This is a genomic window from Streptomyces sp. NPDC059740 (assembly GCF_042733155.1).
Classification (GTDB): domain Bacteria; phylum Actinomycetota; class Actinomycetes; order Streptomycetales; family Streptomycetaceae; genus Streptomyces.
Map to the genome: position 1 here is coordinate 250,333 of NZ_JBHWGP010000001.1, position 24,606 is coordinate 274,938.

The 24,606-nt window shown below is 72.3% G+C and carries 20 protein-coding genes; 11 read left to right on the top strand and 9 right to left on the bottom strand.

Going from position 1 to position 24,606, the window contains the following annotated elements; translation table 11 throughout:
• Positions 1 to 357: 357 nt before the first annotated feature.
• Together ACFV3R_RS00800 and acs are read left to right on the top strand one after the other, a co-directional pair.
• Complete coding sequence (locus tag ACFV3R_RS00800; protein WP_385573111.1) at positions 358 to 2,844, top strand: carbonic anhydrase; 2,487 nt, start codon at positions 358 to 360, stop codon at positions 2,842 to 2,844.
• Between the two features lie 216 nt (positions 2,845 to 3,060).
• Complete coding sequence (gene acs, locus ACFV3R_RS00805) at positions 3,061 to 5,037, top strand: acetate--CoA ligase (protein ID WP_385573113.1); 1,977 nt, start codon at positions 3,061 to 3,063, stop codon at positions 5,035 to 5,037.
• A gap of 206 nt (positions 5,038 to 5,243) precedes the next feature.
• Here the strand turns inward: acs and ACFV3R_RS00810 are convergent, their stop codons facing one another.
• Positions 5,244 to 6,122 carry an NmrA/HSCARG family protein gene (locus tag ACFV3R_RS00810; RefSeq protein WP_385573114.1) on the bottom strand — a complete coding sequence of 293 codons (879 nt, stop codon included), beginning with the start codon at positions 6,120 to 6,122 and terminating at the stop codon, positions 5,244 to 5,246.
• Between the two features lie 956 nt (positions 6,123 to 7,078).
• Between ACFV3R_RS00810 and nhaA the strand changes: the two genes are divergently transcribed.
• The 4 genes from nhaA to ACFV3R_RS00830 all read left to right on the top strand — a co-directional run bounded on the left by nhaA (position 7,079) and on the right by ACFV3R_RS00830 (position 10,393).
• Complete coding sequence (nhaA, locus tag ACFV3R_RS00815) at positions 7,079 to 8,476, top strand: Na+/H+ antiporter NhaA (RefSeq protein WP_385573116.1); 1,398 nt, start codon at positions 7,079 to 7,081, stop codon at positions 8,474 to 8,476.
• Positions 8,477 to 8,531: 55 nt separating this feature from the next.
• Complete coding sequence (locus ACFV3R_RS00820) at positions 8,532 to 9,008, top strand: phage holin family protein (RefSeq protein ID WP_385573118.1); 477 nt, start codon at positions 8,532 to 8,534, stop codon at positions 9,006 to 9,008.
• Between the two features lie 13 nt (positions 9,009 to 9,021).
• Entirely contained in the window at positions 9,022 to 9,966 is a 945-nt protein-coding gene (locus ACFV3R_RS00825; RefSeq protein WP_385573120.1) for an alpha/beta fold hydrolase, read from the top strand.
• Between the two features lie 223 nt (positions 9,967 to 10,189).
• A complete protein-coding gene (locus tag ACFV3R_RS00830) occupies positions 10,190 to 10,393 on the top strand; it encodes a hypothetical protein (RefSeq protein ID WP_385573121.1) in 204 nt (67 codons plus the stop codon).
• A 63-nt stretch (positions 10,394 to 10,456) separates the two neighbouring features.
• Here ACFV3R_RS00830 and ACFV3R_RS00835 read toward each other — a convergent pair whose 3' ends face one another.
• The 3 genes from ACFV3R_RS00835 to nth all read right to left on the bottom strand — a co-directional run bounded on the left by ACFV3R_RS00835 (position 10,457) and on the right by nth (position 13,451).
• The gene (locus ACFV3R_RS00835; protein ID WP_385573123.1) at positions 10,457 to 11,656 is read right to left on the bottom strand and encodes a MarP family serine protease; all 1,200 of its coding nucleotides are present in this window, start codon (positions 11,654 to 11,656) and stop codon (positions 10,457 to 10,459) included.
• 12 nt (positions 11,657 to 11,668) lie between these two features.
• Entirely contained in the window at positions 11,669 to 12,409 is a 741-nt protein-coding gene (locus ACFV3R_RS00840; RefSeq protein WP_385573125.1) for an NUDIX hydrolase, read from the bottom strand.
• Positions 12,410 to 12,503: 94 nt separating this feature from the next.
• Positions 12,504 to 13,451 (bottom strand): endonuclease III, encoded by a 948-nt coding sequence (gene nth / locus ACFV3R_RS00845; protein ID WP_385574202.1) that lies wholly within the window; start codon positions 13,449 to 13,451, stop codon positions 12,504 to 12,506.
• A gap of 567 nt (positions 13,452 to 14,018) precedes the next feature.
• Between nth and ACFV3R_RS00850 the strand changes: the two genes are divergently transcribed.
• A complete protein-coding gene (locus ACFV3R_RS00850; protein ID WP_385573127.1) occupies positions 14,019 to 14,693 on the top strand; it encodes a Crp/Fnr family transcriptional regulator in 675 nt (224 codons plus the stop codon).
• Positions 14,694 to 15,076: 383 nt separating this feature from the next.
• The gene (locus tag ACFV3R_RS00855) at positions 15,077 to 15,781 is read left to right on the top strand and encodes a TetR/AcrR family transcriptional regulator (protein ID WP_385573129.1); all 705 of its coding nucleotides are present in this window, start codon (positions 15,077 to 15,079) and stop codon (positions 15,779 to 15,781) included.
• A 92-nt stretch (positions 15,782 to 15,873) separates the two neighbouring features.
• Here ACFV3R_RS00855 and ACFV3R_RS00860 read toward each other — a convergent pair whose 3' ends face one another.
• The 4 genes from ACFV3R_RS00860 to ACFV3R_RS00875 form a co-directional block, all read right to left on the bottom strand.
• Positions 15,874 to 16,701, bottom strand: a complete 828-nt coding sequence (locus ACFV3R_RS00860) for an MBL fold metallo-hydrolase (RefSeq protein ID WP_385573131.1) — start codon at positions 16,699 to 16,701, stop codon at positions 15,874 to 15,876.
• Complete coding sequence (locus tag ACFV3R_RS00865) at positions 16,698 to 17,642, bottom strand: NUDIX hydrolase (RefSeq protein WP_385574205.1); 945 nt, start codon at positions 17,640 to 17,642, stop codon at positions 16,698 to 16,700. Before ACFV3R_RS00865 ends, ACFV3R_RS00860 begins: the two co-directional genes overlap by 4 nt.
• 231 nt (positions 17,643 to 17,873) lie before the next feature.
• Complete coding sequence (locus tag ACFV3R_RS00870) at positions 17,874 to 18,338, bottom strand: RidA family protein (RefSeq protein ID WP_385573134.1); 465 nt, start codon at positions 18,336 to 18,338, stop codon at positions 17,874 to 17,876.
• A complete protein-coding gene (locus tag ACFV3R_RS00875) occupies positions 18,335 to 18,496 on the bottom strand; it encodes a DUF4177 domain-containing protein (RefSeq protein WP_003981536.1) in 162 nt (53 codons plus the stop codon). Before ACFV3R_RS00875 ends, ACFV3R_RS00870 begins: the two co-directional genes overlap by 4 nt.
• A gap of 174 nt (positions 18,497 to 18,670) precedes the next feature.
• Between ACFV3R_RS00875 and ACFV3R_RS00880 the strand changes: the two genes are divergently transcribed.
• Positions 18,671 to 19,651, top strand: coding sequence for an ArsA family ATPase (locus tag ACFV3R_RS00880; RefSeq protein ID WP_385573138.1), 981 nt, complete (start codon positions 18,671 to 18,673; stop codon positions 19,649 to 19,651).
• 55 nt (positions 19,652 to 19,706) lie between these two features.
• The gene (locus ACFV3R_RS00885) at positions 19,707 to 21,338 is read left to right on the top strand and encodes an ArsA-related P-loop ATPase (protein ID WP_385573140.1); all 1,632 of its coding nucleotides are present in this window, start codon (positions 19,707 to 19,709) and stop codon (positions 21,336 to 21,338) included.
• Positions 21,339 to 21,567: 229 nt separating this feature from the next.
• Here ACFV3R_RS00885 and ACFV3R_RS00890 read toward each other — a convergent pair whose 3' ends face one another.
• Complete coding sequence (locus tag ACFV3R_RS00890; RefSeq protein ID WP_385573143.1) at positions 21,568 to 21,948, bottom strand: WhiB family transcriptional regulator; 381 nt, start codon at positions 21,946 to 21,948, stop codon at positions 21,568 to 21,570.
• A gap of 382 nt (positions 21,949 to 22,330) precedes the next feature.
• Here ACFV3R_RS00890 and ACFV3R_RS00895 point away from each other — a divergent pair, with 382 nt between their 5' ends.
• Positions 22,331 to 24,556, top strand: a complete 2,226-nt coding sequence (locus ACFV3R_RS00895; RefSeq protein ID WP_385573145.1) for a transglycosylase domain-containing protein — start codon at positions 22,331 to 22,333, stop codon at positions 24,554 to 24,556.
• Positions 24,557 to 24,606 lie beyond the last annotated feature (50 nt).

The window sequence follows — 24,606 nt, forward strand, 5'->3', positions numbered from 1 at the left end:
ACGCGTCCCAACAATCTCGCACGCCCCTCCACGCCCCAGTACAAGGACAAGCCGATTTTCATAACAATCACTCAATAGGCGGACAGAGAGCAGCAATTGCTCGAAAAGGCTTTTCAGTCGCCTTTACGCTTCATTACTCTTCGTTTACCGGGACTTGGACATCACCGAGTGCCCCACCGATGGCGAGTGGCGCCCCTACCGCCCCGCACGTACCGCCGCTCACGGTCACGTTCAGCGTGACCACGTCGCCCTGGAGGAGACGGGATGCCGCAGCTCATCAATCGCCTTCGGGCGAAATCCGCAACGCCGCCGCACAAGGGGGACTGTCCACCCGAGGAGGACACCTCCCACGCAACCGTGCCTGCGAACCGCTCAGGACCCGCTACCGAGAAGAAGAGCGACTCCCGGCACCTCCCCGACTCCTCGGCGCCCGTGGAGCCGACCGGCGACCGGAGCACGGAGACGGAGACCTCTCCGCCGGCGACCTCTTCACCCACCGACGCCCTCCGCACGCAGCACTGCGACACCGAGCGGGGACCTGCACCACCAGCCTCCGGCGAGCCCACGGCATCACCGTGGCGGGGACTCGTCGGCCGGCGTCAGGACCTGGGCGCCTCGCTCACCCTCCTGGCATCGGCCGCCCCCCTGGCCCTCTGTGTCGCCGTGGTGGCGGGAGCACCACCACTGGCCGGCCTGGTGGCCGTCGCCGTGGGCGCCCTCCTCGCCGGCCTGCTCGGGACGCCTCTTGTTCAGGTGAGTGGGGCGTCCGCCGCCGCCCTGGTGGTGAGTGTGGACCTCGTGCAGCGTTACGGCTGGCGGATGACGTGCGCCGTCACCGCACTGGCGGGCCTGGCACAACTCGCCCTGAGCGTCTCGGGGCCCCTCCGTGAGCGCCTGCGGCTCAGCCCGACCGTGCTCCGCGGCGCGCTCGCCGGCGTCGGCGTCACCCTCGTCGTCCGCCAGCTCCACGTGGTGCTGGGCGGCCGACCGGGTCGTACGACTCTGGAAAGCCTCGCAGCTCTCCCCGACCGGCTCGCACACCCGGCGGCCGCCAGCGCGTTCGTCGGGATCTGCACTCTCGCCGTGCTGGTCGGCTGGCCGCGGTTGCCGGGGCGACTCGGCCGTCTGCTGCGTCACGCCCCTGCCCCGCTACCAGCACTGGTCATCGCCACGGTACTGAGCCTGGGCGTCACTCTTCCCCGCCTCGATGGGCCCCTGTGGCCGGCCCCCGGATTCCTCGTGCCGCCCGGGGCCCCGTGGTCGGTCATCCTCCTCGCCGCCCTCACGGTGGCGGTCGCAGCGGGGACGGAGACCGTCGGGTCGGTGGCTGCGAAGCCGATGTCCGCCATGGGACCCACGACTGTCCGGCAAGCCCCCTCAACACCTCACCTGACACGAACGGGCCTCGCGGTTCAGGGATGCGCGAACATCGTCTCGGGGTTGCTGGGCGGTGTCCCGGTCGCCGCAGGCGCCGCACTTGACGCTCCCGGGGCCGGAAGACGGGTGGCCGGCGTACGCACCGCTGTCCTGTGCTGTCTCGCCACACTGCTCCTCGCCTGTCTGCCGGCAGCCGTGTGGGGGCAGATCCCGCTGGTGGCTCCGGCTGCCGTGGTGGTGGCCGCCGGGGTGCATCTGGTGCGACTGGCTCACCCGGGCCACAGCGGGCATCGGCAGGGCTTCGCGAGCTACACCGTGACCCTGGGCGCAGTGGTTGCCTTCGGGGTCCTCCCCGGGCTCGGACTCGGCGCAGCGGTGGCGGCCGCCACGTCGCTCCGACGCCTGGTCCGCACCGAGGTCACCGTGACCGCCGAGGGCAGTGGACACCGCGTCGACGTGGACGGGAAGTTGACCTTCCTTGCAGTGCCACGACTGCTCCGAGCCCTGGCCGCACTGCCCCGTGGAGCGGACGTCACCGTGCGCCTGACCGGCTCGTTCCTGGACCACGCCGCGCACAGAGCTCTGGAGAACTGGTCCGCCCACCACCGCTCGGGCGGTGGCGGGGTGGCCCTGGGAAACGAGGCGGGTGACGGCTTGGCCGAGCCTCCCGGAACCCATTCCTGCCGCCCCTGGACGCCGTGGCGCAACCACCACTGCGCCCGTCCCGCAGATCCACCGGACGACCGACCGGCGCTCCGTCCGGGAGCCGACGGCGCCCCACCGAGTGCCGGTGCCCAACTACTGGGCGGCCTGAGCGCCTTCCAGCGCCACACCGCCTCACACGTGCGCGAGGAGCTGGCGCGCCTGGCCCGCGAGGGCCAACGCCCTACTCAGCTCTTCCTCACATGCGCGGACTCCCGGCTGGTCACCAGCATGATCACGTCCAGTGGTCCGGGTGATCTCTTCACCGTCCGCAACATCGGCAACCTCATGCCACCACCCGGCCAGGAGTCGGCCTGCGACTCGGTGGCCGCGGCAGTCGAGTACGCGGTGGATCTCCTGCAAGTGGGGTCGGTCACCGTGTGCGGGCACTCCGGCTGCGGGGCCATGCAGGCACTCCTCGGCTCGCCACCGGAACCGGGGGCCCTGACGCCGCTCGCTCGCTGGCTGCAGCACGGGCGCCCGAGCCTGGCCCGCCTGGAACGTATCGGCAGGCTGGGGCGTGGCGAGGTGGCACTGGCCGACCGCCCGGTGGCCGACGACCTCGAACGCCTCGCCCTCGTCAACGTCGTGCAGCAGTTGGCCAATCTGCGGGCCCACGCCTGCGTGGCGCGTCGCGTGGCCGAGGGGTCCCTGACACTCACCGGCCTCTACTTCCACGTCGGCGAGGCGCAGGCGTACGTCCTCGACGAGGCCACCGGGACGTTCGCAGCGGTCGGAGCGGAGGCGCCGATGGCACGGATCTGAGGCACGCCGGGCGCGGGAGCGCGCGCATGCTCGGGACGAAGCCGCATGCTGGCCTGGCGTTCGGTACCCGAGCCGGGCGTACCGGGCCGACCTCCGGGTTCCTTCAGACGAGGCCAAGAGGTCTACACCAATTTCCCCGGCAGGCCTTGTCAGGTCAGGGGCCGGGCTGGTGAGCTAGGGCCGGGACATACCGCACCCCTGAGAACGGGAGATGTCGTGAGCAACGAAAGCCTGGCCAACCTGCTGCGTGAGGAGAGGCGGTTCGCGCCTCCCGCCGATCTCGCGGCCGATGCCAACGTGACGGCGGCGGCCTACGAGCAAGGGTCGGCCGACCGGCTGGGCTTCTGGGCGGCGCAGGCGAAGCGACTCTCCTGGGAGACGGCACCCACACAGACCCTGGACTGGTCGAACCCGCCGTTCGCCAAGTGGTTCGCCGATGGCCGCATCAACGTGGCGTACAACTGCGTCGACCGTCACGTCGAGGCCGGCAACGGTGACCGGGTGGCCATCCACTTCGAGGGCGAGCCGGGCGACACCCGCCGCATCACCTACGCCGATCTGCAGCGAGAGGTCTCCAAGGCGGCCAACGCCCTGACCGAACTCGGGGTCGAGTCGGGTGACCGCGTCGCCATCTACATGCCGATGATCCCGGAGACGGTCATCGCCATGTTGGCGTGTGCGCGACTGGGCGCCCCGCACTCGGTGGTGTTCGGCGGCTTCTCGGCCGACGCGCTCGCGACCCGGATCAACGACGCCGACGCCCGGGTGGTCATCACCTCCGACGGCGGCTACCGCCGGGGCAAGCCCTCCCCGCTCAAGCCCGCGGTCGACGAGGCCCTGACCAAGCCGGGCACGGAGAACGTCCGCAGTGTCCTGGTGGTCCGGCGCACGGGCCAGTCCCTCGAGGAGATGGGCTCGACCTGGACCGAGGGCCGGGACGTGTGGTGGCACGAGGTGGTGGACCGCCAGTCGGACCAGCACACGCCGGAGGCCTTCGAGGCCGAGCACCCGCTCTTCATCCTCTACACCTCCGGGACGACCGGGAAGCCCAAGGGCATCCTCCACACCACCGGCGGCTACCTCACCCAGGTGTCGTACACCCACCACGCCGTCTTCGACCTCAAGCCGGAGACGGACGTCTACTGGTGCACCGCCGACGTGGGGTGGGTGACGGGCCACTCGTACATCACCTACGGCCCGCTCTCCAACGGCGCGACGGAGGTGCTGTACGAGGGCACCCCCGACACGCCGCACCAGGGCCGCTGGTGGGAGATCGTCCAGAAGTACGGCGTGACCATCCTGTACACCGCCCCCACCGCGATCCGCGCCTGCATGAAGTGGGGCGACGACATCCCGGCCAAGTACGACCTGTCCTCGCTGCGGGTGCTGGGGTCGGTCGGTGAGCCCATCAACCCCGAGGCCTGGGTCTGGTACCGCCACCACATCGGCCAGGACCGCACCCCGGTGGTCGACACCTGGTGGCAGACGGAGACCGGCGGCATCATGATCAGTCCGCTGCCCGGAGTGACCGAGACGAAGCCCGGTTCGGCGCAGACCCCGCTGCCCGGCATCGCCGCGACCGTCGTGGACGACGAGGCGCGCGAGGTGGGCAACGGCGGTGGCGGCTACCTGGTCCTCACCGAACCGTGGCCGTCCATGCTCCGCACCATCTGGGGGGACGACCAGCGTTTCCTGGACACCTACTGGTCCCGGTTCGAGAACCGCTACTTCGCGGGCGACGGTGCGAAGAAGGACGAGGACGGCGACATCTGGCTGCTGGGCCGGGTGGACGACGTGATGCTGGTCTCCGGCCACAACATCTCCACCACGGAGGTCGAGTCGGCACTGGTCTCCCACCCGAAGGTGGCCGAAGCCGCCGTCGTCGGCGCCACAGACCCGCAGACCACGCAGGCGATCTGTGCCTTCGTCATCCTGCGCGGCTCCGCTTCGGAGGACGAGGGGCTGGTGGAGGAGCTGCGCAGCCACGTCGCGAAGCAGCTCGGCCCGATCGCGAAGCCCAAGCGCATCCTGCCGGTGGCCGAACTCCCCAAGACCCGGTCGGGCAAGATCATGCGTCGTCTGCTGCGGGACGTCGCCGAGAACCGCACCCTGGGCGACGTCACCACGCTGACCGACTCCTCGGTCATGGAACTGATCCAGGCCCAGCTCCCGGCCTCCTCCTCGGAGGACTGACCGGCGACGGTGGTGGGGGCAGGCGCTTCGTCCGCCACGCAGCGCCCACCCTCACCACCGACCACCGACCGGCGTCCACCGACCGGCAACCCTGGGCCTGTGACCGGCGACCATCGGTCCGTGACCGGCGGCCATCGGTCCGTGACCGGCGGCCATCGGTCCGTGACCGGCGGCCATCGGCCCGTGGCCGGCGGCCTTTGCCGCTCTCAGCCTCGTGGACCGGACCAGTTCCTGCGAAGCCAGGCCTCCAGAGTGATCAGCTCGGGGTGGGCCTCCTTGAGGGCGGGGATGTCGGCCCGGTAACCGTGCTTGTTGAACCAGTCGAACATGAGGGCCATCTCCTCGCTGCCGGCCCGCAGCTCCGCCAGCGGCTGGGAGGCGAACCGCACCGGCCGTCCGGCGATCTCCGAGAAGATCTCGGCCATCTGGGCGCCCGTCAGCTCGTCCCCGGCGAGTTCGACGCGCCGGCCCAGGTGCCTGTCGGGGTCCTCGAAGGCGTCAGCGGCGAAGACGCCGATGTCCTCCACGGCGATCATCTGCAACGGGACGCCCGGCTCCATGGCCAGCGTCAGGACCAGTTCCTCCGCCCCCTCGTGGACGGGCACAGGGCCCATCCCCCGGAAGTTGCTCATGAAGAACGTCGGCCGCAGCACGGTCGCCGGCAGCCCCAGCTCCTCGATGTGCTGCTCGACCTTTCGCTTGCTCTCGAAGTGGGGGACCTTGCTGTCGCGCTCCGCGCCGCCCACCGAGCTGTAGACGAAGTGCGGGGTGGCGGCTCGGGCGGCCGCGTCCGCCACGGCCCGGCCCTGGCGCACCTCCCCCTCCAGCCCGTCGGGGCCGGCGAAGGGCTGCACGCTGTACACGCCATAGGCGCCGCGCAGGGCCTCATCGAGCGAGGCGGCGTCCTCCATGTCGCCGCGCGCGAGTTCCGCACCGGCCTCAGCGAGCGCTCGGGCCTTCTCCGACTCCGGGTCACGCACCACCGCCCGGACCGTCCGGCCTCGACGCAGCAGCTCCCGGGCGACGGCTCCGCCCTGTTGCCCGGTGCCGCCGAAGACCACGATCACGTCACCGTTCCCAGCCATCGTCTTCCACCTCTCCGCCCGCCCACGCAAGCAGGCTCCTCCGTCAGTCGACACCACTTCGGCACGCGGTCGGCGCACCAGGGACTTGCTCGGCAGGCCACCGGCCTACCGGCCTACCGGCCTTCCACCTCGTGCCCCTACTCCACCGGACGCCGAAACGTGGTGGACCGGGGACGTGGCGGGCCAAGTGGATGCAGGGGTCCGGAGCACGGCCGATGACCGAGCGCGACGGGACCAGCCTCGTGATCACTCGGGTGGCTCGCACCCACGGGCCGGCCGCCGCGCCGCTCCTGCGAGGTCCCGGTCCGCACCCCGGTCAGGAGCTGCTCCTCATGCGACTGTGGCAGGAGGACCGCCGGACACAGGCGCGCCTCGCCGAAACCCCGGGACCGGACCCTCCACCGCCACCCGCACCTCCCCGCATCCGGAGCGCAGGGCCGCGTGACGCGCTCCCCGTCGGCCACCGACCGGCGGGCACGGTGGTGGCACCGGCCGACACCGGCCGCGCACTCCGCTCCCGCCGGCATACGCCGAGCACGACAAGCAGCCCCTCTGAGCACGACAGGCAGCCCCTCCGAGCACGACAGGCAGCCCCTCCGACCCCGCCCCGTCCCCTTCGCTCACCCCGCGCCCCGCGCCCCGCGCCCACCCCCACTCCGCCCCCTCCACAGCCGACACCTGCACGCAGGCGGGGGGCCTCTCCCCGCCGTGCTCCGTTTGCACCGCAGCAGCGGACGGCGGGGCCGCGGTGTCCCTAGGGTGGAGAGGGCCAGGTCAGCCGGGACGTCGCTCGCGGTAGGGTGAAGAACGCGTCAAGAGACGCAGGTGGTCGGCACCGACCACACAGGGCGCGCCGGGAAGTCTGGTCGGCAACTGCAAGAGCCGTGCCCGGTGCACCATGCACCGGGTGCGACAAGGCACAGTCCGGCAGATGCCGCGGTGACCGGAGGTTCCTCGTGTCCGCGCCCGACGACAATCGTCGTTCCATACTCTTCGGACGGCTCCCGCTGCCCGAACGCACATTCCTCACCGACGCGCTGCGCACCGAGACGGTCGGCGGCGTCCTCCTGCTCGTGGCTGCGGTACTGGCGCTGGTATGGGCCAACGTCCAGGGCCCGAGCTACGAGTCCGTCAGCCACTTCCACCTCGGCCCCGGCGCGCTGGGTCTGCACCTGAGCGTCGCCCACTGGGCCTCGGACGGGTTGCTGGCGGTGTTCTTCTTCGTGGCCGGCATCGAGCTGAAGCGGGAGCTGGTCGCCGGTGAGCTGCGCGACCCCAGGACGGCGGCCCTGCCGGTCGTCGCGGCCCTCTGCGGCATGGCCACCCCCGCCCTGGTCTACCTCCTGGTCAACGGGGTCTCGGGAGGTGACCGGGGTGGTTGGGCGGTGCCCACCGCCACCGACATCGCCTTCGCGCTGGCCATCCTCGCCGTCATCGGCACCGCCCTGCCTGCGGCGCTGCGCGCGTTCCTGCTGACGCTGGCGGTCGTCGACGACCTCTTCGCCATCCTGATCATCGCCGTCTTCTTCACCTCGCACATCGACCTGCTGATGCTGGGACTGGCGGTCGCGGGGCTGGCGCTCTTCCGCCTCCTGCTCCACCTGCGGGTGCGCGGCTGGTACGTGTACGTCCCGCTGGCCGTCGTGATCTGGGCGTTGATGTACAACAGCGGGGTCCACGCCACCATCGCCGGCGTGGCCATGGGCATGATGCTCCGCTGCCACCGCCGCGAAGGGGAGGACCGCTCCCCCGGCGAGCGCATCGAACACCTGCTGCGGCCCCTCTCGGCCGGCCTGGCCGTGCCGCTGTTCGCACTGTTCTCCGCCGGCGTGTCGCTCTCCCACGGGGCGCTGCGGGACGTCTTCACCCGGCCGGAGACGCTGGGGGTCGTCCTCGGGCTCGTGGTCGGCAAGGCCACGGGCATCTTCGGCGGCACCTGGCTCACCGCGCGCTTCACCCGGGCTCGGCTCAACCCGGACCTGAGGTGGCCCGACGTGCTGGCAGTCTCCGTCCTCGCCGGCATCGGCTTCACCGTGGCCCTGCTCATCGGGGAGCTGGCATTCGCCACCGACCCCAGGCTGACGGCCGAGGTCAAGGCCTCGGTGCTGACCGGCTCGGTCCTCGCCGCGGTGCTCGCCGCCGTCCTGCTGAAGCTGCGCAACGACCGCTACCGGCGCCTGTACGAGGACGAGGAGCGCGACGAGGACCAGGACGGCGTCCCTGACATCTACGAGGCCGGCAACCCCGAGTACCACCTGCGCATGGCCGAGTTGTACGAGCGGAAGGCCGCCGAACACCGGCGGTTGGCGGAGGTGGCCGCCGCAACCCGCAGCGACGAGGATGGTCCGGCATGATCTGAGCGGGTAACAGCAACGGCGGACGACAACGCGAGAGACACGGGAGTAGTCGATGAGCACAACCGACGGCGGCACCGACCGCAGCCTCGGACAGCTGGTGGCCCAGGCCACCACCGACCTGTCCGCCCTCGTCCATGACGAGATCGCACTTGCCAAGGCGGAGCTGCGACAGGACGCCAAGCGGGCGGGCATGGGCGGCGCGGCCGGTACGGCAGCGGGGATGGTGCTGCTGTTCTCCCTTCCGATGCTCAGCTTCGCCCTGGCCTACGGCATCCGGACGTGGAGCCACTGGAACATGGCCCTCTGCTTCCTGCTGTCCTTCGCCGCCAGCCTCATCGTCGCCGGTCTGCTCGGGCTCGTGGCGCTGGCATTCGTGAAGAAGGCCAAGCGCGGCAAGGGACCGCAGAAGGTCGCGGCGTCCGCGAAGCAGTCGGCGGCGGTGCTGCAGAACGCCAAGCCGCACCCCCGGGTGGTCACCGGCGAGCGGCTGCCCGCCCTCGACGGCGAGGAGAAGAGCGCGGTGGTGTGACACGCTCTTGCTCATGACGGCTTCTGAACCCGGGCCCGCAGCCCCGTCGGCCACCGCGGTCGTGCGGCCCGACGGCCCCTGGACCCACCGCGACGTCGCGGCCAACGGTGCGCGCTTCCACATCGCCGAGATGGGCGAGGGACCGCTGGTGCTGCTGCTGCACGGCTGGCCGCAGTACTGGTGGACCTGGCGACACCAGTTGCCGGCGCTGGCGGCGGCCGGGTTCCGGGCGGTGGCGATGGACCTGCGGGGAGTGGGCGGCAGCGACCGCACCCCCCGCGGCTACGACCCGGCCAATCTCGCCCTGGACATCACCGGGGTGGTGCGCTCGCTGGGAGAGCCGGACGCGGCCCTGGTCGGCCACGACCTCGGCGGCTACCTGGCCTGGACGGCCGCGGTGATGCGCCCCAAACTCGTCCGCCGGTTGGTCGTGGCCTCGATGCCGCATCCCAGGCGGTGGCGGTCGGCGATGCTCTCCGACCCCCGGCAGAGCCGGCAGAACTCGGTCGTCTGGGGTTTCCAGCGGCCCTGGATCCCCGAACGCCGGCTGACGGCGGACGACGGGGCGCTGGTGGGGGAGCTGCTCAGTCAGTGGTCGGGTCCGCGCGCGCTGGAGGAGTCGGCGCTGGCCACCTACCGCCACGCCATGTGCATCCCGTCGACGGCGCACTGCTCGATCGAGCCGTACCGGTGGATGGTCCGTTCCATGGGGCGTCCGGACGGGTATCAGTTCAACCGCCGCATGAAGTGGCCGGTACGCGTCCCGACCCTGCACCTGCACGGCTCCCTCGATCCGGTCATGCGCATCCGCAGCGCGGCGGGGTCGGGCGAGTACGTCGAGGCCCCGTACCGCTGGCGCCTCTTCGACGGGCTTGGGCACTTCCCGCACGAGGAGGACCCCGTGACCTTCACCAAGGAGCTCGTGGACTGGCTGCAGGACCCCGAACCGGACCGGTGAGCCGCAGGACCCCGGACCCGCAGGACCCCGGACCCGCAGGACCCCGGGCTGCCGGGCCGGTGAGCCGCCGGGCTGATGCGAGCGGATCCGCCGTGCTCAGCAGCGTTGCGGGGCGGCGCCCCCGGGCACCCGAAAAAATGACCGAAAGCCAAATGCCTGCCGCATAGTCCGATTGGCCGCGCGGGCGGCGATTACGTGCGTCGAGGCCGGGCAACATCAGGGCATGGGCTGGACGCACGACTACAGTGACGTGGCACGTGACCGCCGCAGCAGCGCCGTCGCCGTCGCCGTCGGATCTCAGGAGAGGAACGCCCCCCGACTACCGGGTGGCGACACCTCCGACCTGACCGCGACCCTCGGCATTCCTCATATCCTCCGCCGCCGTGCGCGCTGGATGACGGCCAGGCTTCGGCACACCCGGACCTGACCTGCCGGCGACGCCGGCCACCGCCAGGCGCCGCCCCCACCGACGAGCCCCACAGGGCCGCACTCACATCGCGCAGGCCTGCGTGCTCACCTCACGGTGCGCCGTGCGGCCCCGGACCGCGTCCTGGTGGACCTCGTCCGCCGTGAGGGCGTAACCGGTGCTGTCGTCGTCCAGGGACTTGGCGAAGACCACCCCGTAGACCTTGCCCTGCGGGGTCAGCAGCGGGCCGCCGGAGTTGCCCTGACGCACGTTGGCGTACAGCGAGTAGACGTCGCGGCTGACCGTCGTGCGGTGGTAGATGTCGCGGCCCGGCGGCTGGATGCGGCCCCGGACACGGGCCGAGCGGACGTCGTACCCGCCGTTCTCCGGATAGCCGGCGACGATGGCGCTGCGTCCGCTCTCCGCGTCGGTGGTGGAGAAGTGCAGCGGACGGGCGTCGAGATCCGGCACGTCGAGCACCGCGATGTCACGCCGCCAGTCGAACAGGACGACGGTCGCGTCGTAGACGCGGCCCTGGCCGCCCAGCTGGACGGTGGGCTCGGAGACCCCGCCCACGACGTGGGCGTTGGTCATCACGCGGTGCGGGGCGAAGACGAACCCACTGCCCTCCAGGACCTTTCCGCACGAGGTGGCGGTCCCGACGACCTTGGCGATGCTGCCCCTCGCCCGGGCGGCGACCGGGCTGCCGGCCAGCTTCGGGTCCGGCGGCGGCACGTCGTGGATCGGCTCGTTGGCGAACGGCGTGAAGACCTGGGGGAAGCCGTTCTGCGCGAGGACGGAGCTGAAGTCGGCGAACCAGGTACCGGCCTGCGGCGGTATCACCCGTGCCACCCCCAGGAGCACCTTGGAGCTGCGCACCTCCTTGCCGAGCGTGGGCAGCGAGGTCCCGGCCAGCGCCGAACCGATCAGCCAGGCGACCAGCAGCATGGCGAGGACGTTGACCAGCGCCCCACCCGTCGCGTCCAGCGCACGCGCGGGTGACCAGGTGATGTGGCGTCGCAGCCGGTTGCCCAGATGGGTGGTGAGCGCCTGGCCGACCGAGGCGCACACGATCACGATGGCGATGCCGGCGATCGCCGCGTACGTCCCCGGGGAGGCGTCGTGCGTGACCTGCTTCCAGATGACCGGCAGCAGGTAGACGGCGACCAGACCGCCCCCGAGGAAGCCGATCACCGAGAGGATGCCGACCACGAAACCCTGGCGGTAGCCGATAACGGCGAACCACACGGCGGCCAGCAGCAGGAGGATGTCCAGGACGTTCACGGCGCCACCGTCTCACGCATGGGGGTCGAGGGGGACGCGGCGGTCGGCGTCCCAGGGCTGCTCCCACCCCGCGTGGTGCAGCAGGCGGTCGATCACCCCGGCCGTGAAACCCCAGATCAGGGTGGATGCGACCTGGAAGGCCGGGCCGGTGTGGCCGAGGGGATGCAGGGCGGTGACGCGGTTGGCGGGGGCCGTGAGATCGGCCACCGGCACCGTGAAGACGCGGGCCGTCTCCGCCGGGTCCACCACACCGACGGGGCTCGGCTCCCGCCACCAGCCGAGGACCGGGGTGACCACGAAACGGCTCACCGGGATGTAGAGGCGCGGGAGGACGCCGAAGAGCTGCACACCCGCCGGGTCCAGCCCCGTCTCCTCCCGGGCCTCCCGCAGGGCCGCACGCAGCGGGCCGGCGCCCTCCGGGTCACCGTCCTCCGGGTCGAGCGCGCCGCCGGGGAAGGACGGCTGGCCGGCGTGGGAGCGGAGCGTGCCCGCCCGCTCCATCAGCAGCAGCTCCGGCCCCCGCGGACCGTGCCCGAAGAGGATCAGGACGGCGGACTGCCGCCCCTCGCCGCTCTCCGGCGGCAGGAAACGGCTGAGCTGGTGCGGCTGGACGGTGGCCGCGGCGCGCGCGACCGGCTCCAGCCAGGGCGGCAGCCCCTCGCTCCGCAGCGTGACGTCCCCCGGGTGCCCCGCCAGGTCCTGCGAGCCCACCGCCCCTGCCGGCGTGTGATGTGTGTGCGGTGCATCCTTCATGCGCGCCCCCTCCTCGGCCCTGGGCCTTCTTCTCGGGTCATGCCGGTCTCCCGGATGGGTGCGCCCCGGCCCGCCGGGGCGCACCCATCCGGACTCATCCGGCCGCTGTCGGGGCGGCGGAGCCGGGCGGCGGGGCGGGCGGACCGGGGTAGTCCGCCGGCGGGTGGAGCCGCTGCCCGGGCTGACCGGCCATCTCGTACTTGAGGAGTTTCCTGGCGCGTTCCGGGTCCGTCTCGCCCTCGCCGTAGGACGGGCAGAGCTGCGCGACGGGGCACGCACCGCAGGCGGGCTTGCGGGAGTGGCAGACCCGACGGCCGTGGAAGATCAGATGGTGCGAGAGCATCGTCCACTCGCTGCGGGGGAAGAGGTCAGCGACCACCGCCTCGACCTTCTCGGGGTCCTGCTCCGTCGTCCAGCCGAAGCGCCTCACCAGACGCCCGAAGTGGGTGTCGACGGTGAGCCCCGGGACACCGAAGGCGTTGCCCAGCACGACGTTGGCCGTCTTGCGCCCGACGCCGGGCAGCGTGACCAGGTCCTCCAACCGGCCGGGAACCTCGCCGTCGAACCTGTCGCGCAGCGCCGCCGCCAGCCCCAGGAGCGAGCGGGCCTTGGCGCGGAAGAACCCCGTGGGCCGGATCAGCTGCTCCAGCATCTCCGGCTCGGCCGCGGCCATCTCCTCGGGCGTGGGGTAGGCGGCGAAGAGGGCGGGGGTGGTCTGGTTGACCCGCAGGTCGGTGGTCTGGGCCGAGAGGACGGTGGCGACCAGCAGCTCGAAGGGGTTGGTGAAGTCCAGCTCGGGGTGGGCGTACGGGTAGACCTCGGCCAGCTCCCGGTTCATCCGGCGGGCCCGCCGGACCAGCGCGGTGTGGGTCTCCCCCGAGGGCACCGGCGAGGCCACGGCCTTCTTCGGAGCCCTCGCAGCCTTTTTCGCGGGCGCCGCCTTCTTCCCGGTCTTCTTCGCCGCGGCCTTCTTCGCCGCGGCCTTCTCCGTCGCGGGCTTCTTGGCGGCGGTCTTCTTGGCGGCGGGCCTCTCCTCGGGCACCTTCTCCTCGGGGGCGGCCTTCTCCGCAGCACCGGTCTTCCTGGCCGTGGTCTTCTTGGCCGCGCTCTTCCTGGCCGCGCTCTTCCTGGTGCCGGAGGTCGGGGCCGCCGTCTTCTTCGCCGACGACCTGCCGGCCCCGTCCCCGACCGCCGTCCCGGCCTTTCCAGCCGCCTCGGCCGCCTCGCCAGTCTCAGCCGTACCGTTCGTCTCAGCCGCCCGGCCGGTCGCTCTCGTGCCCCGCGCCGCGCCCGGACCCGTGGCGCGCCCCGAAGGGTTCTCGGCGCTCCGCGAGGAGGCACTGGAGGCCTGTTCGCCCACAGCTGAATCGCGCTCGGTGCTCACTCACTCAGTCCCGTCTTCCTGGGCTCCAGCGGCGTTTTGGACACCCGGCCAGACTAACGAGTGTCACCGACATCACGCCCGCTCACCGGGAATGATGGTCCGATCGGCCCCCCTGCCTTATGGCGCGTGCCACTGGTCCGGCAAACTTGTGATCGATCGCACTGTTTTGCATTCCGGCATGATGGGGACCACGGTCCTCTGTGCATGTCGACAAGGAGAGATCTCGTGGACGACGTTCTGCGGCGCGCACCGCTCTTCGCGGCGCTCGATGAGGAGCAGGCGGCCGAGCTGCGCGCCTCGATGGGAGAGGTCACGCTCGCCCGTGGTGACGCGCTGTTCCACGAGGGGGATCCCGGCGACCGCCTCTACGTGGTCACCGATGGCAAGGTGAAGCTCCACCGCACCTCCCCGGACGGGCGCGAGAACATGCTCGCCGTCCTGGGGCCCGGTGAGCTGATCGGCGAGCTCTCCCTCTTCGACCCCGGCCCTCGCACGGCGACGGCTTCCGCGCTGACGGAGGTGAAGCTCCTCGGACTGGGCCACGGCGACCTCCAGCCCTGGCTCAACGCACGACCCGAGGTCGCGACGGCTCTGCTGCGCGCGGTGGCGCGACGCCTGCGCAAGACCAACGACCAGATGTCGGACCTGGTCTTCTCCGACGTGCCCGGCCGCGTGGCCCGCGCACTCCTGGACCTCTCGCGCCGCTTCGGCGTGCAGTCCGAGGAGGGCATCCACGTGGTGCACGACCTGACCCAGGAGGAGCTCGCCCAGCTCGTCGGCGCCTCCCGGGAGACGGTCAACAAGGCACTCGCGGACTTCGCCGGTCGCGGCTGGCTCCGCCTGGAGGCCCGTGCCGTCATCCTGCTGGACGTGGAACGGCTGGCCAAGCGCTCCCGCTGAGCCGTCGGTCGCGGCCGGCCACGGCCCGACCGGCGCCCCACCCTTCCATCGGCGGCCTCATCACCCTTCCGTCGGCCGCCTCGTCACCCTCCCGACGGCGACCTCGTCGCGGTCGAGCGCACCCGTGCCCCGGCGCGGCACTCGGCCGCCACGGGCACGGCCGCGCGTCGGCCTTCGACGGCCGGCGACCTGCGCCGCCGGTGACACCGCGCGCGGGCCGGACGTCCGGTCGGGCAGGCCGAGCCGGCGGGCAACCGGTCGGGCAGACCGGACCGGCCGGGCACGCAGCCGAGCCGAGCCCGCACGCCTCGTGCGTACGAGGTACGCGTACGGGGTACGCAGGGTGCGGAGCACCCGTCCGCCGGCCTCGTACGATGAGCACGATGGTGAACTGGGAGCGAGCCGGGCGTCCGGCGAGAGCGGCACGGGCCGCCCTGTCCTACGAGCTCGTCGTCACTGCGGCCGTCGAGGTCGCGGACGCCCAGGGGCTGGACGCGGTGACGATGCGGAAGGTTGCCGACCACGTCGGGGCGGGGGCCATGTCCCTGTACCGGTACGTGGACAGCCGTGAGGACCTGCTCGACCTCATGGTCGACCGGGTCAGCGCCGAGGCCGTCGCCCCCGCGCCCACCGGTGACTGGCGGGCCGACCTGGCCGCCGCGGCGCACCGGGTCCGCGACCTGACCCTGCGCCACCCCTGGCTGACGCGCCACGCCCTGGCCGCCGAGGACTTCGGCCCGAACACCCTGGCCTTGACGGAGTCCTCGCTCGCCCTGCTGGACGGCCACGGGCTGACGATCGAGGAGATGCTCGACGTGTGGCGTACCGTCCTCGCCTTCACCCAGGGCCACGCCTGCGCCGAGGCACGACGGCGGGGAGCGGTCCCGCGCGCCGCCCGCGGCGGCCGTGCGGCCGGGAGGGTCTCGCTGCTGGACCGGGCGGCCGAGAGCGGCGAGTATCCGCTCTCCTCGCGCGCGCTGCGCGGGGAACAGGAGCCCGAGGACCCCGGGGGCGCCTTCGAGCGTCGTCTGCACCATGTCCTGGACGGCCTGGCGCAGGCGTACTTCGCCCCTCCCCCGCGCCGCTGACCCGCCTGCCGGGCCCGCCCGTACCGCCGGGCCACCCGAGCCGTCCGGACCGCAGGGCGACCCGGCGGCGAAGCCCGGCCCGGCTGCCGCGCTCACACCAGGCCGTGCTCCACCAGGTAGTCGAGCTGGGCGCGGACCGAGAGCTCCGCGGCGGGCCACAGCGAGCGGTCGACGCCCGCGTAGACGTTCCCGACGATCTCCGCCGGGGTCTGGAGGCCGCCTTCGAGGGCCGTCTCCACCTGGGCGAGCCGGCTGGCACGGTGCGCGAGGTAGAACTCGACGACGCCGAGTGCGTCGTCCAGCACCGGACCGTGCCCCGGCAGCACCGTGGTGACGCCCTCCTCGGTGACGAGGGACCGTATCCGCCGCAGGGAGTCCAGGTAGTCACCGAGCCGGCCGTCGGGGTGCGCCACCACCGTCGTGCCGCGGCCCAGGATCGTGTCGCCGCTCAACACCGCCCGGTCGGCGGGCAGATGAAGGCAGAGTGAGTCGGCGGTGTGCCCCGGGGTGGCCAGCACCCGCAGTTCCAGCCCACCGGTGGTGATCACATCGCCCTCGCCGAGCCCCTCCCCGCCCAGGCGCCCCGCCACGTCCAGGGCCCGCACCGGGGCGCCCGTCAGCTCGGCGAAGCGCGCGGCGCTCTCCGTGTGGTCGGCGTGCCCGTGGGTGAGAACGGTCAGGCCGACCCGGCGCCCGGTCGCTTCGACGCGGTCCACCACGGCGCGCAGGTGGCTCTCCTCCAGCGGGCCGGGGTCGACGACGACGGCGAGACCGGCCCCGGGTTCGGCGACGATCCAGGTGTTGGTGCCGTCCAGTGTCATCGGGGAGGGGTTGGGCGCGAGCAGGCACTCGGCGCGCTCCGTGGCCGGCCCCCCGACGGCGTCCCTGGGGCGGCCGGGAGCAGTGGTCGGTTGCGTCATGCGGGGTTCCCTCCGGAGGTGAGGCGCCTGGTGAACTCCTCGTGGCCGGGCCAGCTCAGGACGACCGCCCCGGCCTCGTCCACCCGCGCCCGGGCCAGCACCGGCGTCAGGTCCCGTCCGGCGGCCTCGGCCAGGACGGCGTCGGTGTCGTGGTGGGCGGCGAGCTGCCGCAGGGTGGTGATGGTCGGCGGCATCATGGTCAACTCACCGCTGTCGTACGCCGCTGCGGCCTCGGCCGGGGAGACCCAGCCCGCGCGGTCGGCCTCGGTGGAGGCGTTGCGGGAGTGCTGTCCCTCGGGCAGCCGCGCCACGAAGAACCAGGTGTCGTAGCGGCGGGGTTCGAACTCGGGCGTGATCCAGCGGGTCCAGGGCCGCAACAGGCCCGAGCGCAGCGACAGGCCGTGGTCGTCCAGCAGTTGGGCGACGGAGAGCTCCCGGGCGACGAGGGCCGCCCGCGCGGCCTCCCACTCCGGCCCCCCGACGTCCGCCACGACCTGCGCGGGACCGACCGCCTGGGCCGCGTCCCCGGTGACGTCGGCGACGTGCGCGTCGTCGCCCCCGGTGTCCTGCGCGGGGGCCGCGGGGCCGGCCAGCAGCACGCCGGCCTCCTCGAAGGTCTCGCGGACCGCGGCGCACACCACCGACCGGGCGGTCGCCTCGTCCACACCGAGGGTGCGTGCCCACTCGCGGGGCGAGGGTCCCGACCACGGCACCCGGTTCCGGTCGCGCGGGTCGACGCCGCCACCGGGGTACGCGCACGCTCCCGCGGCGAACGCCATGGTGGTGCGCCGGCGCAGCAGGAAGACCTCGGGGCCGGACAGGCCGTCGCGCAGCAGCATGACGGTCGCCGCCACCCGCGGCTCGGCGGGGGTCAACTCACCCCGGGCCAGGGCCCGGATGCGCTCCGGCCATTCCGGCGGGAACCACTGGCCGTTGGTCATGGACGCCATGGTCGGGATGCTATGCGCTCGCACGCCGATGTTCGAGAGGTGCCCGAGGCCGGGGGAATGCCCGCGTCTGGGGAGCCCGGTGCCCGGGAGGAGCCGGCACCGACGCCTGCCGGCCTCCGGGGAGTGCCGAAGGCCGGGGAGTGCCGAAGGCCGGGAAACGCGCCGTCCGGCAAACGCGCCGTCCGAGAGGTGGCCGGGGCGGCCGGGGCCGCCCCGGGGGGTTCACCGGTCCAGCTCGACCTGGATCTCGACCTCGACCGGCGCGTCCAGCGGCAGCACGGCGACGCCCACCGCGGACCGGGCGTGGACGCCCTTGTCGCCGAGGATCTCGCCGAGCAGCTCGCTGGCACCGTTGACGACGGCCGGCTGTCCCGTGAAGTCGGGGGCCGAGGCGACGAACCCGGTGACCTTCACCACCCGCACGATGCGGTCCAGGTCGCCGGCGACGGACTTCACCGCCGCCAGGGCGTTCAGCGCGCAGGTGGCGGCGAGGGCCTTGGCACGGTCGGGGGTGACCTCCGCGCCGACCTTGCCCGCTGCGGCCAGGGCGCCGTCCACCATGGGGAGCTGGCCCGAGGTGTAGACGTAGCCCCCGGAGGTGACGGCCGGCTGGTAGGCGGCGAGGGGCGGCACGACCTCGGGCAGCTTCAGCCCGAGCGCGGCGATCTTCTCCTCGACCGCGCTCACGCCTGCTTCTCCCGCTTCAGGTAGGCCACCAGCTGCTCGGGGTTGTTGGGGCCCGGCACGACCTGCACCAGCTCCCAGCCGTCCTCGCCCCAGGTGTCCAGGATCTGCTTGGTCGCGTGGACGAGCAGCGGCACCGTCACGTATTCCCACTTGGTCATGGGGCGAGCGTAACCCCTGGTCCGCGCTGCCGGAGAACGCCCGGGCAGCGGCCGGCCCGCTTGCCCTCGGCCGCCCCGCGGGGCCCGCCCACCGGCGGGCCGCGGCCCTCCCGGGACCGGCCGGTGTGCCCGTCCCGTGCGTAGGCGCCGCCGCTACTGGTTAGGCTCCCACCCGTGAGCAGGCTCCATGTCGTCAGCGGCAAGGGGGGCACCGGCAAGACCACGGTCGCCGCCGCCCTCGCACTCGCTCTGGCCATGGAGGGACGACGCACCCTCCTGGTCGAGGTCGAGGGCAGGCAGGGCATCGCCCAGGTCTTCGAGACGGAGCCGCTCCCCTACGAGGAGCGCCGCATCGCGATGGCTCCCGGCGGGTCGGGCGAGGTCCACGCGCTGGCCATCGACGCCGAGCGGGCCCTGCTGGACTACCTCCAGATGTTCTACCGGCTGGGGAGCGCGGGGCGGGCGTTGCAGAAGATAGGGGCCGTGGACTTCGCGACCACCGTCGCACCGGGCCTGCGGGACGTCCTGCTGACCGGCAAGGCCTGCGAGGCGGTGCGGCGCAAGGACCGCTCCGGTCGCTTCGTCTACGACGCGGTGGTCATGGACGCGCCACCGACCGGCCGCATCACCAGGTTCCTGAACGTCAACGACGAGGTGGCGGGGCTGGCCCGGATAGGGCCGATCCACACCCAGGCGCAGGCGGTGATGCGGGTGCTGAAGTCCCCCGAGACCGCTGTCCACCTGGTGACGCTGCTGGAGGAGATGCCGGTCCAGGAGACGGTGGACGGCGTGGCCGAGCTGCGGGCTGCCGGGCTCCCGGTCGGCGGGGTGGTCATCAACATGACGCGCCCGGCCGTCCTGGACGCCGCGGCGGTCGACGCCGCGGCCGGACCCGCCAGGGCGGAGGTCGTCGGGGCGCTGACGCGGGCCGGACTGGGCGGGGCACGTCCCGGGGCGTCCGCCGAGCGGCTGATGGAGCCCCTGCTGGCGCAGGCGCGGGAGCACGCCGAACGGGTCGCGCTGGAGTCCGCCCAGTACACGGAACTGACCTCGCTCGGCCTGCCGACCTACGCACTGGCACAGCTTCCGGACGGCGTCGACCTGGGCGGCCTCTACCGGCAGGCCCGGGAGCTGCACCGGCAGGGGCCGCTGTGAGGCCGGCACGCGGTGACGGGGCAGGAGCAGGTCTCTACGGGAGGACGGCTGCGGCATGACGGCGGCTTTCGACGGGTCGGCGGTCCTGGACGGCGCGACGCCGCGCCTGGAGGTCGACACCCTGCTGGACGACCCGCATACGCGCATCCTGGTGTGCTGCGGGTCGGGGGGCGTCGGCAAGACCACGACCGCCGCGGCGCTGGGGGTCCGCGCGGCCGAACGGGGGCGGCGGGTGGTGGTGCTCACCATCGACCCGGCACGGCGGCTGGCCCAGTCGATGGGCATCTGCGAACTCGACAACGTGCCGCGCCGGGTGAAGGACGTGGACGGCGGCGCAGGCGGCGAACTCCACGCCATGATGCTGGACATGAAGCGGACCTTCGACGAGATCGTCGAGGCGCACGCCGATCCGGAGCGGGCCCGGGCCATCCTGGAGAACCCCTTCTACCAGTCCCTGTCCGCCGGTTTCGCGGGCACGCAGGAGTACATGGCCATGGAGAAGCTGGGCCAGCTCCGCTCGCGCGACGACTGGGACCTCATCGTCGTCGACACCCCGCCGAGCCGCTCGGCCCTGGACTTCCTCGACGCCCCGAAGCGGCTGGGCTCCTTCCTCGACGGAAGGTTTCTGCGGGTCCTCATGGCCCCCGCGAAGGCCGGAGGCCGCGCCGGCATGCGGTTCCTCAACGCGGGGGTGTCGATCATGACGGGCATCCTCAACAAGGTGGTCGGCGGCCAACTCCTGAAGGACGTGCAGACCTTCGTCGCGGCGATGGACACCATGTTCGGCGGTTTCCGCACCCGCGCCGACGCCACCTACCGGCTCCTCCAGGCCCCGGGGACGGCGTTCCTCGTCGTCGCCACCCCCGAGCGGGACGCGCTCCGGGAGGCTTCCTACTTCGTCGAGCGGCTGGCAGCCGACCACATGCCGCTGGCCGGCCTGGTCCTCAACCGGGTGCACGCCAGCGGGGCGGTGGAGCTGAGCGCCGAGCAGGCGCTGGCGGCGGCCGAGGCGCTGACCACCCCGGCGGCCGGGCCCGGCACCGCGACAGGCGGCAGCCGCGGCACCGAGGTGGACCGGGCGGCCGAGGAGAGCCTGGCCGGCCACGGCGGGGTGGCCGGGGGCGCGGCGCCCGGTCCATCAGAAAATCTTGGAAACCGCCGCATTGTGGATCTCGGGGCCGGGAATGCTGGCTTCGGAGCGGCAGACGACACCTCTCCCCCCGTCGCCGCGCCCGCACAGCACTCCACACCCCCCATCACTCCGAACCCGGCCACCTCGGCCACCGAACACGTCGGCGACGGTGCCGGCCCGGCGCCCACCGCCCCTGGGGCAGACCGCGCACCCCGGGACGACACCCCCGTGGGCGCCCCGCCGGCTCCGTTGTCCGGCGAACGGCTGGCGGCAGGGATGCTGCGACTGCACGCCGAGCGGATGCGGGTACTGGCCCGTGAACGGCGTACCCGGGAGCGCTTCTCGGCGCTCCACCCCGAGGTGGCGGTGGCCGAGGTCGCCGCCCTGCCGGGAGACGTGCACGACCTCACCGGGCTCCGCGCGATCGGTGCCCGGCTGGCCTCCTCCGACACCGACGCCGGCCCCGCCGGGCCCAGCCCTGCCGACCCCAGCCCTGCCGACCCCGGATCGGCCAACCCCGACCTCGCCGACCCCGACTCAGCCGACCGCGGCTGAACGCCGACCGCGGCTGAGGCCGCCGGCCGCGGGCGAAAGCCGACCGCGGCCGACCCGTGAGCACAGCGCCGCACAGCGGTCCGCCAGGGCGGGCCCGATCCGTACCTCCGGCGCCGCGGCCCCCCAGCCCCGGCACCCACCACGCCGGCACCCACCACACCCGTGCCCACGGCCACCGACGCCCTGTGAGCGCCGGACCGGGTGAGCGGCTCCCGTCTCCGCCGGCCGGTCAGCCCGCTGCCGCGTAGCGGTCGAAGTCCTCGAAGCCGTCGGACTCGAAGCCGGCGCTCTCGAAGCCCTCGTCCTCGCAGTCGACGGGCAGTATCCCGACGCCACGCTCGTACTCGGTCCGCGCCGTCTCCAGCAGGCGCCGCCAGGAGGTGACGGTCGGGCGGCGGCGCAGCAGGGCGCGGCGCTCGCGCTCGGTCATCCCTCCCCAGACGCCGAACTCGACGCGGTTGTCCAGAGCGTCCGCCAGGCACTCGGTCCGCACGGGACACCCCGTGCAGACGGCCTTGGCGCGGTTCTGGGCCGCTCCTTGTACGAACAGTTCGTCCGGATCGGTAGTACGGCAGGCTGCCTGCGTACTCCAGTCGGTTACCCAGCTCATGCTGGCGCCGTCCTCTCCCGAATCGGGGCTCCCCCACGGCGGCAAACGGCATATTCACCGTTGCCAGTTGAGGACGTTACGGAAGGCGTGCAGAGCGCAACACCCCCTACGGGCCCAATCTTGGATGGCCCGAAAGGACTATGCGTAGGCGACAGATCACCCACCGGAGTGATTCATGGCAATGCTCGCCCAGACCGCATACCGGGGCAGTTCACCCACGTCAGACGGGGTGCGGCAAGACCTTCCACGCCATCAGGGGTCCGCACGGTGCGAGGGGGAGGGGGTTGACGAAAACCCGGGAGAGGACCATAGGACCCGACGGCCAACAGCGTAGGCGAACACCTGCGCCCCTGTCCGGGGTTTCGCCACGTAGGCTGCTCCCATGGCTAACAAGCGCGAGGGCGGGGGCCTGACCCGGGCCCAGCAGGTCGCCAAGTTCCTCGGCGTCAGCGTGGTCACCGGGGTGGTGCTGGCCGGTCTGGCACTGCCGGCGGCCGGTGCACTGGGCCTGGCCGCCAAGGGGACCGTCGAGGGGTTCGACCATCTTCCGGCGAACCTGAAGACCCCGCCGCTGAGTCAGCGCACCACGATCCTGGACTCGCAGGGCGGCGAGATCGCCAAGGTCTACTTCCGCGACCGCACGGTGGTACCGCTGAAGCAGGTCTCCCCGTACATGCAGAAGGCGATCGTCGCCATCGAGGACTCGCGCTTCTACCAGCACGGCGCCGTCGACCTCAAGGGCGTGCTGCGGGCCCTCAACAAGAACGCCCAGTCGGGCGGGGTGTCCCAGGGCGCGTCGACGCTGACCCAGCAGTACGTCAAGAACGTCTTCATCGAGGAGGCGCGCAACGACCCGGACAAGGTCGCCCAGGCCACGAAGCAGACCGTGGGCCGGAAGATCACCGAGTTGAAGTACGCCATCCAGCTCGAGAAGGAGCTGGGCAAGAAGCGCATCCTCCAGAACTACCTGAACATCACCTTCTTCGGTGAGCAGGCGTACGGCGTGGAGGCCGCCTCACAGCGCTACTTCAGCAAGCACGCCGAGGACCTGGACCTGCCGGAGGCGGCCCTGCTGGCGGGCATCGTGCAGTCGCCCTCCCGCTACGACCCCGTCAACGACATGGCGGAGGCGACCCACCGCCGCAACACCGTCCTGGAGCGCATGGCGCAGCTCCACGACATCACGCGGCAGCAGGCCGACGCGGCGGAGAAGACGCCGATCACGCTGCACGTCAGCCAGCCCAGGAGCGGCTGCATCAGCGCCACCCATGAGGCCGGGTTCTTCTGCGACTACGTCCGCAACGTCTTCCTCTCCGACCCGGCCTTCGGCGCCACCCGGAAGGCCCGCAACAAGCGCTGGGACGAGGGCGGGATGACCATCCGCACCACCCTCGACCCGAAGGCGCAGCAGTCGGTCGAGGCCTCGCTGCGCAAGCACGTCTACGCCTCCGACCCGGTGGCGAGCGCCGCCGCCCTCGTCGAGCCGGGGACGGGCAAGGTCAAGGCGATGGGCCAGTCCCGTCCGTACGGGTTCAAGGTCGCGGAGCACCAGACGCAGGTCAACTACTCGGTCGACCACGACATGGGCGGCAGTGACCTGGGCTTCCTGCCCGGCTCCACCTTCAAGCCGGTGGTCGCCGCCTCCGCACTGGAGCAGGGCGTGAGCCCCGAGCTGACGCTGTCCGCGCCGTACCGGGTGCCCTACCCGCATGCCTCCACGTGCAAGGGCAGGTGGGAGGGGAGCGGCACGGTCCCCAACGAGGACAAGGACGAGAAGGGCCCCTACAGCATGAAGGAGGCCACCGCCAAGTCCATCAACACCTACTTCATCCAGCTCATCGACAAGATCGGGATCTGTCCCGTCGTGCAGATGGCGGACAAGATGGGGATAAAGCACCAGGCCAGTGGCAAGCCGCTGGACCAGGTGCCGTCGATCGCGCTGGGTACCCAGGGCATGTCCCCGCTCACCATGGCCTCGGCCTACGCCACCTTCGCCAACGACGGGAAGTACTGCACCCCGGTCGCCATCGAGTCGATCACCGACGCCGACGGCAAGGCCATGAAGGTCCCGCAGACCACGTGCAGCCAGGCGATGTCCGCCAAGACCGCGCACACCGTCAACACCCTGCTCAAGGGCGTGGTCGAGGACGGCACCGGCACCCAGGCGGGCCTGACCGGCCGGGACAGCGCGGGCAAGACGGGCACCACCGACGAGCGGTGGAGCGCCTGGTTCGTCGGCTACACCAAGGACCTGGCGGGCGCGGTCTGGGTCGGTGACCCGGAGCACAAGCGCAAGATGATCGACATCACCATAGGCGGTGTCCCCCACGACAAGGTCTATGGTGCCGACACCCCCGGCCCGATCTGGCGGGACGCGATGAACGGCGCCCTGTCCGGGAAGGCTCCGGTGTCGCTGCCGACCGTCCCGATAGGGAAGGGCAAGGCCAAGGGCGGCCACGGTGGCCACCAGCAGAAGCCGCCCGCCGACAACGCCCCGACCGATCCCGGCGGCAACCACGGCCCGGACCTCCCCGACCTTCCCGACGGCGTGCTGGGCGGGAACGACGGCGGGTTCAACTGGCCGGGCGGCGGCGGCCACAACCGCTGAGAGCCCGTCTCGGCGGTTTCTAGGGGTCGTCGCAACACGTGGTCGTGTTG